Here is an 11,380-nt window from a genome sequence, read left to right as displayed (position 1 = left end):
TGCCAACCACCCCAACGACGACGAGTGACCATGCCCCAGACCGTGATCGATGTGCACAACGGCATCCGCTTTCAGGTGGAGGTGGTGGCCCGTGGGCCGCTTTTCGAAGGCCGCTTCACCCTCCTCGACACGAAATGGAAGGCCAGCGGCGTCGACGATCCGTATCGGCCGGCGACCGAGAACGCCTGGGCCACCGAGACGGAGGCGCTGAACTACGCGACCGAGGCGGCCCACCACGTCATCGAGGGCATCGAGCCTTTCGTCGCCTGGTCTCGAAACGAGGAGTGAAGCGCCGGCTTCGTACTCGAATGGACCATGGACGACACCGCATCGCTGCTGCAGGGCCTCCTCGCCTTCGCGTGGGCGCCCATGCTGGTGGCTGCGGGCGTGCTGGACTGGGCCCTGCACCGCGCGCAGCGCATCGAGTTCACGGCCGGCATTGCCGAGTCGGCGCTGCACCTGGCCATGCTGGTGCTGGTGGGCAGCGCCATCCTGGCAGCGCTGCTGCTGGAGCCGACCGCCGGCTTGCTGGCGTGCCTGATCGGCGTCGTGCTGCTGCATGACCTGAGCTATCTGGCCGACCTGCGCGTGGCCCTGGCAAAGCGCCGCATTCCCATCCTGGAGCAATGGGTGCACGGCTTCCAGCACCTGCTGCCCTGGGCGGGCTTGTCATGCCTGCTGGCGCTGGCGCCAGGTCAGACGCTGGCGCTGCTGCAGCGGCCCGGCTACACGGCGGACTGGGCCCTGCGCTTCAAGGCGGACCCGCCGTGGACGTACACGGCCGTGATGTTCACCATCTCGATGCTGCTCAATGTGCTGCCCTTCTGCGAGGAAGCCTGGCGCAGCCTCAAGGTGGCGCAACGACGTTGAGCTCCGGTCCGGGTGACGCCGCTGCGGCGAACTACTTCTTGGGCGCGACGCTCAGGGCCTGTGCCATCTCGAGGTGATGACGAAGGCCGGGCAGCGTCTTTTCGGCCCAGGCCTTGACCTCCGGATCCTTGGCGTTCTTGGCGGCATCCTCGAACAGCTTGACCGTGTCCTTGTGGGCATTGACGCCGAAGTGCTTGGCATAGCGCTCGTCAAACTTGTCGTTGTCGCCCGCGTCGATCAACTTGATTTCGGCCTTTTGCTTGACCGAAGGTCCGTCCGGCAGCTTGACGTTCTTGGACGCTGCCAGCGCCTTCAGCTCGTCTGCCACCTTGGTGTGGTCCGCGATCATGGAATCGGCAAAGGACTTGACGTCGGGGCTCTTCGCCTTGGTCTGGGCCAGCTTGCTCGCCTCGATCTCGGCGGCCCCCGCGTGGGCCGCGTCCTTCATGAAGGCGGCATCGGACTTGGCCTGCGCGGGCAGGGCGGCGAAGGCGGCGATGGAAACGAGCGAGATACCGAGCAGATGGTGAAAACGGCGCATGGAGGGCTCCTGGTGATGAAGGGGCTGCGCGAGATGCGCATCCATCCCGAACGGCAAGCCCCGTTCCCGGCGAGCTCCGGGCATGTGCATTGCCTTGGATGAGGATCGTCCCCATCGGAATTGCCATGCCTCATCCCCGCCGCCCTCATCGGGAACTCCTGGCCTCGCTGGGCCTGCTGGTCCTGGCCTTCGGCGCAGCAACGGTTCGTGCCGACGAGAGCAAATTGCCCGCCAATGCCGACGTCGGTCCGAACCCCACGCTGGTGAAGCCGGTGAAGTCCGCAATTCCTACGGTCAACGTTGCACCCGCCGAGCCCTGGGGTGACCAGGAGGCCCCGACAGCGGCGGCCGGCCTGCAAGTGGCCGCTTTCGCCAGCGGGCTTGACCACCCGCGTTGGGTCCATGTGCTGCCCAATGGCGACGTCCTCGTGGCGGAAACCAACGGGCCGGAGCGGCCCGACGATGCCAAGGGCATCAAGGGCGCAGCGATGAAGCTGTTCCAGAAGCGCGCCGGTGCGGGGCCGAAAAGCGCCAACCGGATTTCCCTGCTGCGCGACGTGGACGGAGACGGCACCGCAGACCAGCGCGTCGTTTTCCTGTCCGGCTTGAACTCGCCTTTCGGCATGGCCCTGGTCGGCGACCTTTTCTACGTCGCGAACACCGACGCCGTCATGGTCTATCCCTACAAGCAGGGCCAGACGCAGCTGAATGCTGCCGAGGGCAGGACGCTGACGGACCTGCCCGCGGGCACCATCAACCACCACTGGACCAAGTCGCTGATCGCCAGTCCCGACGGCAGCAAGCTCTACGCCACGGTGGGCTCCAACAGCAACGTGGCCGAGAACGGCATCGAAGCCGAGGAAGGGCGCGCCGCGATCTGGGAGATCGACCGTGCCACCGGCAACAAGCGCCTGTACGCGACCGGATTGCGCAACCCCAATGGCATGGCCTGGATGAGGGCCGGCGGCGCCCAGGTCTTGTGGACCGTGGTCAACGAACGCGATGAACTCGGCAGCGACCTCGTCCCCGACTACCTGACTTCGGTGCGGGACGGCGGCTTCTACGGCTGGCCCTACAGCTATTACGGCGCGCATCTGGATGATCGGGTCAAGCCGCAGCGGCCCGACCTGGTGGCCAAGGCCTTAAAGCCCGACTACGCACTGGGCTCCCATGTGGCGCCGCTGGGCATGACGTCGGCGGACGGCAAGCTGCCGGGCGTCCTCGCAGCCGGCAAGGGGGACCAGGGCGTCTTCATCGGCATGCACGGCTCCTGGAACCGCAGGCCGCTGTCGGGCTACAAGGTCGTCTACCTGCCTTTCGCCGACGGCAAGCCCGTGGGCCTGCCCATCGACGTGCTGACGGGCTTTGTCGACAAGGACGGCAAGGCGCGTGGCCGGCCGGTCGGCGTGGCCATGGACACGCGTGGCGGGCTTCTGGTCGCCGACGACGTCGGCAACGTCGTCTGGCGCGTATCGCCGCGTTGATCAGCAGCGCAGCGCCGAACTCAGACGGGGCTTTCGTGTTGCAGGTCCGGGTCCTCGCGGTCGGCGTCGTCCGGCTGGATCGCCTTCTCCTGCCCGGAGGGGGCGTCATCGCTCTGGGGGTGCTGCGGCAGATGCGTCGCGGGCGGGTTGGCCGGTGCGGGAGCGGCGGGCTGGGCGTTCGGGGGCGCGGGATGGCTCATGAGGATTCCTTCCGGAATCCCCATGGCAATCGCCGTGCCGCCCCCCGGGCCGGTTCAGTCGTTCAAAGCACTTCGGAAGCGAAGTCCGCCAGCCGCGAGCGCTCGCCGCGGGCCAGCGTCACATGGCCGCTGTGGGCCCAGCCCTTGAACCGGTCGACCGCAAACGTCAGGCCCGAACTGCCCTCGGTCAGGTAGGGCGTGTCGATCTGGGCGAGGTTGCCCAGGCAGACGATCTTGGTGCCCGGGCCGGCGCGGGTGATCAAGGTCTTCATCTGCTTGGGCGTCAGGTTCTGGGCCTCGTCGATGATGACGAATTTGTTCAGGAAGGTGCGCCCGCGCATGAAGTTCAGGCTCTTGATCTTGATCTTGCTGCGCACCAGGTCGTTGGTGGCGGCGCGGCCCCATTCGCCGGCCGAAGAGCCGCCCTTGGCCAGCACCTCGAGGTTGTCGTCCAGGGCGCCCATCCAGGGCCCCATCTTTTCTTCCTCGGTGCCGGGCAGGAAGCCGATGTCCTCGCCCACGGGCACGGTGACGCGGGTGACGATGATCTCGCTGTAGCGGCGGTCATCGAACACCTGCGCCAGGGCTGCGGCCAGCGTCATCAGCGTCTTGCCGGTGCCGGCCGTGCCGGTCAGCGTGATGAAGTCGCATTCCGGGTCCATCAGCAGGTTCAGGGCGAAGTTCTGCTCGCGGTTGCGCGACGTGACGCCCCAGACGGCGTGCTTCTGGTTGCCGTAGTCCTTCAGCGTGCGCAACACGGCCGTCTTGCCGGTGATCTCGGTGACCTTGGCATACAGCGGCGTCTCGCCGGGGGCTTCCAGGTAGACCAGCTCGTTGATCAGCAGCGTGGGCACGAGCGGGCCGCTGATGCGGTAGAACGTCGTGTTGCCCTGCTGCCAGCTCTCCATGGTCTTGCCATGGCGGTCCCAGAAGTCCGAGGGCAGGGCCTGGACGCCGGTATAGAGCAGGTCGGAGTCTTCCAGCGTCTTGTCGTTGCGGTAATCCTCCGCCGGCAGGCCCAGGGCGCGGGCCTTGATGCGCATGTTGATGTCCTTGGACACCAGCACGACTTCGCGGCCCGGGTGGCGGCCCTTTAGCGCCTGGACGACGCCCAGGATCTGGTTGTCCGCCTTGCCCTGGGGCAGGCCCTGGGGCAGGGGCGTGTCGATCAGCTCGGTCTGGAAGAACAGCTTGCCCTCGGCCTCGCGGTGGCCGGTGCCGGCCAGGGGCAGGCCCTTGGACATCTCCTCGATGCCGCTGGTCTTGAGGCTGGCGGCGAGCTGGTCGAGCTCGCGGCTGACCTGGCGCACATTGCGGGCGACCTCGGTCATGCCCTTCTTGTGCCCGTCCAGCTCCTCGAGCGTGATCATGGGCAGGAAGACGTCGTGTTCCTCGAAACGGAACAGCGACATCGGGTCGTGCATCAGCACATTGGTGTCGAGCACGAAGAGCTTGGCGGCGCCGGCGGGTTTGCGGGTGCGCTTGGGCGCGGCGGACTTGGCCGGGGCTTTGCTCGCCGTTTTGGTGGGCAAGGCCGGCCTGGCGGCCGCGGGGCTGGAAGCGGGGGTGGGGAGGCGCAGCACTTCGGCTGTCGGGGCTGCAACCGGTGTCACCGGGGCAACCGCAGGCGCGACATGGGCTGTCGCGCGGGGTTTGCTGGGGGTCAAAGTGGCCGAGTAAGCAGTGGCATCGAGGCGGCTGGCGCGTTGTGCAGGAGGCTTAGGCAGTGGCATGTACGGCGGATGGGCGACAAGTGAACCCCCTGCGATCCAGGCTCCAGAAAGCAAAAAGCCGCACAGGATGAGTGCGGCTTTGCAGTCTGAGACAAGGATTCGACCCGGGGCATGAGTTGATTATGCACATACCGCGGGGGCCCGCGATGTCAGCAAACAACGCGTTTGACGCGTCACCTGGCGATTCAGGCGGCTTCCTTCTTCAGGCCCTTCACAGCCTTCAGGACTTCGTCGACGTGGCCGGCGACCTTGATGCCGCGCCATTCACCCACCAGGATGCCGTTCGGGGCGATCAGGAAGGTCGAGCGCTCGATGCCCTTGACCTTCTTGCCGTACATGATCTTGTTCTTGACCACGCCGAACATATGGCAGAGCTTTTCCTCGGTGTCGGCGATCAGCTCAAAGGGCAGCTCCAGGGCCTGCTTGAACTTCTCGTGCGAGGCCATGTTGTCGCGCGAGACACCCAGCACGACTGCGCCGGCCTTCACGAAGTCCTTGTGGCGGTCGCGGAATTGCATCGCCTCGGTGGTACAACCCGGCGTGTTGTCTTTCGGGTAGAAATACAGCACGACCGACTTGCCCAGGAAGGCATTGGCAGTGAACTTCACGCCGCCGGTGGCTTGAGCCTCAATTTCCGGCAGGGGTTTGTTGAGCGCAGGCGTCATTGGGGAGTGCAGCAGAAGCGTTGTGCTCGCGGGGTCCCCGGTTCGTGATCACTCCGTGAAGCCTTTCACGGAAGCAATCTACGCGGGCGCCCGCAGGCAATAGCCCGTGATTATAAAGCCTTGCCGGTCTCCCGACCGGCGGAGGTCATCCCTCAATGAGCAATGCTGCCAGAACATTGCGGCCTTCGCTGGCCAGCACGTTGTAAGTCCGGCAGGCGGCAGCGTTGTCCATGACCTCGAAACCGATGCTCGCTTCGACCAGGCCTCGCCACAGGGCGGGGCTGGGGAAACGCAGCCGGGCGCCGCTGCCGAAGACGACCAGTTCGGGGTTCAGGGCCCGGATCGCTTCGAAATGCGCAGTTTGAAATTCCTCGAAGCGCGAAGGCGCCCAGGCGACCACGTCACCCTTCCAGGGGACGAGGACGCTGGTCGTGTGCGGCCGGCCGTTGACCCAGACGCCCTGGGTGTCATGGCGGGAAATGCTGTTGCCGCCTTGCGGCTCGTCGAGCTGGAACTTCATCGGGAAAGGGGCGCTCGGCCCAGGAAAACCGGGCGCGAGTGTCGCGCAGAACGGCAGGCCGCGTGCCCGGGCCTTGCTTAAACTCCAAGATCCCCCTTTTTGCACTGCAGCAACGCTGCGCCGGAGCCCCTTTTGAAGCCCATCGCCAAGTCCAGCAAGCTCGCCAGCGTCAGCTACGACATCCGTGGCCCGGTGCTGGACAAGGCCCGCCAGATGGAGGAAGAGGGCCAGAAGATCATCAAGCTGAACATCGGCAACACGGCGGTGTTCGGCCTGACGCCACCGGACGAGATCGTGCAGGACATGATCCGCAACCTCGGCGACGCCGGCGGCTACACCGACAGCAAGGGCCTGTTTGCGCCGCGCAAGGCGGTCGTGCACTACACGCAGCAGCAGGGCGTCAAGGGCGTGACGGTGGACGACGTCTACCTGGGCAACGGCGCCTCCGAGCTGATCCAGATGGCCATCAATGCCCTGGTCAATGACGGCGACGAAATCCTGATCCCGGCGCCCGACTTCCCGCTCTACACGGCGGTGGTCGGCCTGTCGGGCGGCCGCCCCGTGCACTACCTGTGCGACGAGGGCGCCGGCTGGCTGCCCGACCTGGCCGATATCGAGGCCAAGATCAGCCCGCGCACCCGCGGCATCATGGTCTGCAACCCCAACAACCCGACCGGTGCTCTGTATCCGGACGACCTGCTGCGCGGCATCATCGAACTGGCCCGCAAGCATCAGTTGGTGGTGTTTGCCGACGAGATCTACGACAAGACGCTCTACGACGGCAACACGCATACCGCCATGGCGTCCCTGGCCGATGACGTGCTGTTCATCACCTTCAATGGCCTGTCCAAGAACTACCGCGCCTGCGGCTACCGCGCCGGCTGGATGGTCGTCAGCGGCGAGAAGCGCCATGCCCGCGACTACATCGAGGGCCTGAACATGCTGGCCTCGCTGCGCCTGTGCTCCAACACGCCGGGTCAATTGGCCATTCAGACCGCCCTGGGCGGTTACCAGAGCATCAAGGACCTGGTCGCGCCCACCGGGCGGCTGTGCCACCAGCGCGACCTGGCCTATGAGCTGCTGACCCAGATCCCGGGCGTCAGCGTCGTCAAGCCCAAGGCAGCGCTGTACATGTTCCCGCGTCTGGACCCCAAGATCTACCCAATAGCCGACGACCAGCAGTTCGCCTACGAGCTGCTGGCCGAGGAGAAGGTGCTCATCGTCCAGGGCACCGGCTTCAACTGGCCCGAGCACGACCATTTCCGCCTCGTCTTCCTGCCCAATGTGGACGACCTGCGCGAGGCCATCGGCCGCATTGAACGTTTCCTGGGTGGCTATCGCCGCCGTCATTCCGTCTGATTTCCCTGTCCCCGAGAGCCCTGCAATGAAAGCCATCCAAGTCGGCCTGATCGGCCTCGGCACCGTTGGTGCCGGCACCTTCCACGTCTTGCAGCGCAACCAGGCCGAGATTCGCGGCCGCGCCGGGCGGGGCATCGAGATTGCGATGGTGGCCGCCCGCAATGCCGAGCGCGCCAAGGCCTACCAGGCCATCGTGGGTGACGGCGTGCCCTGCGTGGGCGACGCCCAGCAGCTCGTCAACAACCCGGCCATCGACATCGTCGTCGAGCTGATCGGCGGCATCGAACCGGCGCGCAGCCTGGTGCTGCAGGCGATTGCCAACGGCAAGCATGTGGTCACGGCCAACAAGGCCCTGCTGGCCCTGCATGGCACCGAGATCTTCGAAGCCGCCCGCGAGAAGGGCGTCGTCGTCGCGTTTGAGGCAGCCGTGGCCGGCGGCATCCCCATCATCAAGGCGCTGCGCGAAGGCCTGACGGCCAACCGCATCGAGTGGATTGCCGGCATCATCAACGGCACCACCAACTTCATCCTGTCCGAGATGCGCAGCAAGGGCCTGGACTTTGCCGTCGTGCTGAAGGAGGCGCAGCGCCTGGGCTATGCCGAGAGCGACCCCACCTTCGACATCGAAGGCGTCGACGCCGCCCACAAGCTGACCCTCATGAGCGCCATCGCCTTCGGCGTGCCGGTGCAGTTCGACAAGGCTCATGTGGAAGGCATCTCCAGCCTGCAGGCGACCGACATCAAATACGCCGAGCAGCTGGGCTACCGCATCAAGCTGCTGGGCATCACGCGCCGCCGCGACAACGGCATCGAACTGCGCGTGCACCCGACGCTGATCCCGTCCAGCCGCCTGATCGCCAATGTCGAGGGTGCGATGAACGCCGTCGTCGTGCAGGCCGATGCCGTCGGCACGACGCTGTACTACGGCAAGGGCGCCGGCTCCGAGCCGACCGCCTCGGCCGTCGTGGCCGACCTGGTGGACGTGACCCGCCTGCACACGGCCGACCCGGACCACCGCGTGCCCCATCTGGCCTTCCAGCCCGACGCGATGAGCGACACGCCCATCCTAGAGATGGCCGAGGTGCACACCGCCTTCTATCTGCGCCTGGTCGTGGCCGACCAGCCCGGCGTGCTGTCGCGCATCACCACCATCCTGGCCGAGCACGACATCTCCATCGACGCCGTGCTGCAGCGCGAATCCGCCGAGGGCGAGCGCCAGACCGACCTCATCATCCTGACCCACGACACCGTCGAGGGCCGCATGAACGAGGCCCTGGCCAAGATGCAGGGCCTGCCGACCGTCCTCGCCCCCATCGTCAAGCTGCGCAAGGAAGAACTGGCCTGAGCCGGACATCGACATGAAGTACATCAGCACCCGCGGCGACCAGACCGAGCGCGGCTTCTCCGACATCCTGCTGGAAGGCCTGGCGCCCGACGGCGGCCTCTACCTGCCCAAGGCCTATCCCAAGGTCGATGCGGCCATGCTGTCGCGCTGGCGCGGCCTGGCCTATGCCGACCTGGCCTTCGAGATCCTGTCTCTCTACATCGACGACATCCCGGCCGATGACCTGCGCGCCATCACGCGCAAGGTCTACACGGCCGAGGTCTTCGGCTCGGAGGCCATCACGCCGCTGACCTGGCTGGGCGACCACATCGCCCTGCAAGGCCTGTCCAACGGCCCGACGCTGGCCTTCAAGGACATGGCCATGCAGTTGCTCGGCGCGCTGTTCGAGTACGAGCTCGGCCGCCGCGGCGAGACGCTGAACATCCTGGGCGCCACCTCGGGCGACACCGGCAGCGCCGCCGAATACGCGATGCGCGGCAAGAAGGGCGTCAGCGTCTTCATGCTCAGCCCCAACGGCCGCATGAGCCCCTTCCAGCAGGCGCAGATGTTCAGCCTGCAGGACGCCAACATCCACAACATCGCCATCGAAGGCGTGTTCGACGACTGCCAGGACATCGTCAAGGCCGTGTCCAATGACCTCGCCTTCAAGCGCGAGCACCGCATCGGCACTGTCAACTCCATCAACTGGGCGCGCCTGCTGGCCCAGGTCGTCTACTACTTCGCCGGCTATTTCCAGGCCACCAAGAGCAATGCCGAGAAGGTCAGCTTCACGGTGCCGAGCGGCAACTTCGGCAATGTCTGCGCCGGCCACGTCGCGCGCATGATGGGCCTGCCGATTGCCAAGCTGGTCGTCGCCACCAACGAGAACGACGTGCTCGACGAGTTCTTCCGCACCGGCGCCTACCGCCCGCGCGGCACCGCCGACACGCACGAGACGTCCAGCCCTTCGATGGACATCTCCAAGGCCAGCAACTTCGAGCGTTTCATCTTCGACCTGCTCGGCCGCGACGGTGCGCGCGTGAAGCAGAACTTCGGCGCCAGCCAGTTCGAGCTGGGCGGCGGCGAGCATGCCGACATCGCCGGCTTCGGCTTCCTGTCCGGCCGCAGCACGCATGCCGACCGCGTCGCCACCATCCGCCGCTGCCATGCCGAGCATGGCGTCGTCATCGACCCGCACACGGCCGACGGCCTCAAGGTGGCGCTGGAGAAGCGCGACCCCAATGTCACCATGCTGGTGCTGGAGACGGCCTTGCCGGCCAAGTTCGCGGCCACCATCGTCGAAGCCCTGGGCCAGGAGCCGCCGCGGCCCGCGGGCCTGGAAGGCATCGAGCAACTCCCCAAACGCGTGAAGGTCATGCCGGCCGACGTGGGCCAGGTGAAGGCCTACATTCACGCTCATGTCTGAAGCGCCCAAAGCCAAACCTGCCCTGACCCCGCTGGACGACGCGCTGGGCCAGCTGCTGGCGCAGGTCCAGCCGCTCAGCCGACGTGAGACTCTGGCCACCAGCGCGGCCATCGGTCGCGTGCTGGCCGCCGACCTGGTCTCGCCCGTGGACGTGCCGCCGGCCGACAATTCGGCCATGGACGGCTATGCGCTGCGCGCCGCCGATCTGGGCCGGTCGCTGCCCGTCACCCAGCGCATCCCGGCCGGCAGCGTGCCCGTGCCGCTGCCACCCGGCGAGGCCGCGCGCATCTTCACCGGCGCCCAGGTGCCGCTGGGTGCTGACACCGTCGTCATGCAGGAGTACACCGAGCTGGTGGGCAACCAGGTCAGCGTGACCCAGCCCATCACGGCCGGCGCCAATGTGCGCCTGCGCGGCGAGGACGTGCGCGCTGGCGCCGTCGTGTTGCCGGCCGGCACGCGGCTGGATGCTGTCGCCGTCGGCCTGGCCGCCACGGCCGGTGCTGCCGAACTGACCGTGACGTGCCGCCCGCGGGTGGCGCTGTTCTCGACCGGCGACGAACTCGTCATGCCGGGCGAGCCCCTGCCGCCCGGCGCCATCTACAACTCCAACCGCTTCACGCTGAGGGCCCTTGTCGAAGGCTTGGGCTGCGAGGTCATCGACCTGGGCATCGTGCCGGACCAGCTCGACGCGACGCGCGCGGCGTTGCGCGAAGCCGCCGCCAAGGCCGACGTCATCCTGACCTCGGGGGGCGTCTCCGTCGGCGAGGAAGACCATCTGCGCCCGGCCGTGCAGGCGGAAGGCCAGCTCGACCTCTGGGCCATCGCCATCAAGCCCGGCAAGCCCTTCGCTTACGGTCGCGTCGGGCAAGCCCACTTCATCGGACTGCCCGGCAATCCGGTGTCCAGCCTGGTGACCTTCCTGGTGCTGGTGCGGCCCTTCCTGTTGAAGCTGCAGGGCGCCGCTCGTGTGACGCCGCGCGGCTATCGGCTGGCAGCGGGCTTTGACTGGCCCAAGCCCGACAAGCGCCGCGAGTTCCTGCGCGTGCGCCTGGACGAGGCGGGCGGCTTGGCGATGTTCTCCAACCAGAGCAGCGGCGTGCTGACCTCGGCCTTCTGGGCCGATGGCCTGCTCGACAACCCCGCCGGCCAGGCCTTCAAGGTCGGTGACGCGGTGCGCTTCATCCCCTTTGCGGAGTTGCTGTCGTGAGCGCCGCGCCGGGCCGCCCCAAGCGAGCTCGCTCCCGCCTGGCGGGACAGG

Annotated in this window: 12 protein-coding genes; 7 read left to right on the top strand and 5 right to left on the bottom strand. The window is 66.9% G+C overall.

Annotated elements, in window-relative coordinates:
- Nucleotides 1-30 precede the first annotated feature (30 nt).
- Nucleotides 31-288 carry a hypothetical protein gene (locus J2X20_RS04490; RefSeq protein ID WP_310261434.1) on the top strand — a complete coding sequence of 86 codons (258 nt, stop codon included), beginning with the start codon at nucleotides 31-33 and terminating at the stop codon, nucleotides 286-288.
- 27 nt (nucleotides 289-315) lie between these two features.
- Nucleotides 316-870: a hypothetical protein gene (locus J2X20_RS04485; RefSeq protein ID WP_310261431.1), complete on the top strand. Its 555-nt coding sequence runs from the start codon at nucleotides 316-318 to the stop codon at nucleotides 868-870.
- 31 nt (nucleotides 871-901) lie between these two features.
- Here the strand turns inward: J2X20_RS04485 and J2X20_RS04480 are convergent, their stop codons facing one another.
- Nucleotides 902-1,411, bottom strand: coding sequence for a DUF4142 domain-containing protein (locus J2X20_RS04480; RefSeq protein ID WP_310261427.1), 510 nt, complete (start codon nucleotides 1,409-1,411; stop codon nucleotides 902-904).
- 125 nt (nucleotides 1,412-1,536) lie between these two features.
- On the opposite strand from J2X20_RS04480, the gene J2X20_RS04475 reads away from it, so the two are divergent.
- Nucleotides 1,537-2,895, top strand: a complete 1,359-nt coding sequence (locus tag J2X20_RS04475; protein WP_310261424.1) for a PQQ-dependent sugar dehydrogenase — start codon at nucleotides 1,537-1,539, stop codon at nucleotides 2,893-2,895.
- Nucleotides 2,896-2,915: 20 nt separating this feature from the next.
- On the opposite strand, the gene J2X20_RS04470 is transcribed toward J2X20_RS04475, so the two are convergent.
- From J2X20_RS04470 to J2X20_RS04455, 4 genes are all read right to left on the bottom strand, one after another.
- The gene (locus J2X20_RS04470) at nucleotides 2,916-3,095 is read right to left on the bottom strand and encodes a hypothetical protein (protein ID WP_310261421.1); all 180 of its coding nucleotides are present in this window, start codon (nucleotides 3,093-3,095) and stop codon (nucleotides 2,916-2,918) included.
- Between the two features lie 62 nt (nucleotides 3,096-3,157).
- A complete protein-coding gene (locus tag J2X20_RS04465) occupies nucleotides 3,158-4,828 on the bottom strand; it encodes a PhoH family protein (protein ID WP_310261418.1) in 1,671 nt (556 codons plus the stop codon).
- 185 nt (nucleotides 4,829-5,013) lie between these two features.
- Nucleotides 5,014-5,493: a peroxiredoxin gene (locus J2X20_RS04460; RefSeq protein ID WP_056195593.1), complete on the bottom strand. Its 480-nt coding sequence runs from the start codon at nucleotides 5,491-5,493 to the stop codon at nucleotides 5,014-5,016.
- A gap of 145 nt (nucleotides 5,494-5,638) precedes the next feature.
- A complete protein-coding gene (locus J2X20_RS04455) occupies nucleotides 5,639-6,013 on the bottom strand; it encodes an Mth938-like domain-containing protein (protein ID WP_310261411.1) in 375 nt (124 codons plus the stop codon).
- A 132-nt stretch (nucleotides 6,014-6,145) separates the two neighbouring features.
- Between J2X20_RS04455 and J2X20_RS04450 the strand changes: the two genes are divergently transcribed.
- From J2X20_RS04450 to J2X20_RS04435, 4 genes are read left to right on the top strand one after another with little or no spacing between them, the layout of a single operon-like run.
- A complete protein-coding gene (locus tag J2X20_RS04450; RefSeq protein ID WP_310261407.1) occupies nucleotides 6,146-7,372 on the top strand; it encodes a pyridoxal phosphate-dependent aminotransferase in 1,227 nt (408 codons plus the stop codon).
- A gap of 25 nt (nucleotides 7,373-7,397) precedes the next feature.
- Complete coding sequence (locus J2X20_RS04445; RefSeq protein ID WP_310261404.1) at nucleotides 7,398-8,717, top strand: homoserine dehydrogenase; 1,320 nt, start codon at nucleotides 7,398-7,400, stop codon at nucleotides 8,715-8,717.
- 13 nt (nucleotides 8,718-8,730) lie between these two features.
- A complete protein-coding gene (thrC, locus tag J2X20_RS04440; RefSeq protein WP_310261402.1) occupies nucleotides 8,731-10,122 on the top strand; it encodes a threonine synthase in 1,392 nt (463 codons plus the stop codon).
- A complete protein-coding gene (locus J2X20_RS04435; RefSeq protein ID WP_310261399.1) occupies nucleotides 10,115-11,329 on the top strand; it encodes a molybdopterin molybdotransferase MoeA in 1,215 nt (404 codons plus the stop codon). Before thrC ends, J2X20_RS04435 begins: the two co-directional genes overlap by 8 nt.
- The last annotated feature ends 51 nt before the right edge of the window (nucleotides 11,330-11,380 follow it).

This window comes from Roseateles saccharophilus, from assembly GCF_031458095.1.
Lineage (GTDB): Bacteria > Pseudomonadota > Gammaproteobacteria > Burkholderiales > Burkholderiaceae_C > Pelomonas > Pelomonas saccharophila_A.
The sequence above is the reverse complement of the archived record's forward strand: the minus strand, read 5'-3'. Positions and strand labels throughout refer to the sequence as shown.

Coding starts and splice junctions, on each gene's coding strand:
- thrC (WP_310261402.1), top strand. CDS start 8,731: ATGAAGTACATCAGCACCCGCGGCGACCAGACCGAGCGCGGCTTCTCC.
- J2X20_RS04485 (WP_310261431.1), top strand. CDS start 316: ATGGACGACACCGCATCGCTGCTGCAGGGCCTCCTCGCCTTCGCGTGG.
- J2X20_RS04460 (WP_056195593.1), bottom strand. CDS start 5,493: ATGACGCCTGCGCTCAACAAACCCCTGCCGGAAATTGAGGCTCAAGCC.
- J2X20_RS04435 (WP_310261399.1), top strand. CDS start 10,115: ATGTCTGAAGCGCCCAAAGCCAAACCTGCCCTGACCCCGCTGGACGAC.
- J2X20_RS04470 (WP_310261421.1), bottom strand. CDS start 3,095: ATGAGCCATCCCGCGCCCCCGAACGCCCAGCCCGCCGCTCCCGCACCG.
- J2X20_RS04480 (WP_310261427.1), bottom strand. CDS start 1,411: ATGCGCCGTTTTCACCATCTGCTCGGTATCTCGCTCGTTTCCATCGCC.
- J2X20_RS04455 (WP_310261411.1), bottom strand. CDS start 6,013: ATGAAGTTCCAGCTCGACGAGCCGCAAGGCGGCAACAGCATTTCCCGC.
- J2X20_RS04465 (WP_310261418.1), bottom strand. CDS start 4,828: ATGCCACTGCCTAAGCCTCCTGCACAACGCGCCAGCCGCCTCGATGCC.
- J2X20_RS04475 (WP_310261424.1), top strand. CDS start 1,537: ATGCCTCATCCCCGCCGCCCTCATCGGGAACTCCTGGCCTCGCTGGGC.
- J2X20_RS04445 (WP_310261404.1), top strand. CDS start 7,398: ATGAAAGCCATCCAAGTCGGCCTGATCGGCCTCGGCACCGTTGGTGCC.
- J2X20_RS04490 (WP_310261434.1), top strand. CDS start 31: ATGCCCCAGACCGTGATCGATGTGCACAACGGCATCCGCTTTCAGGTG.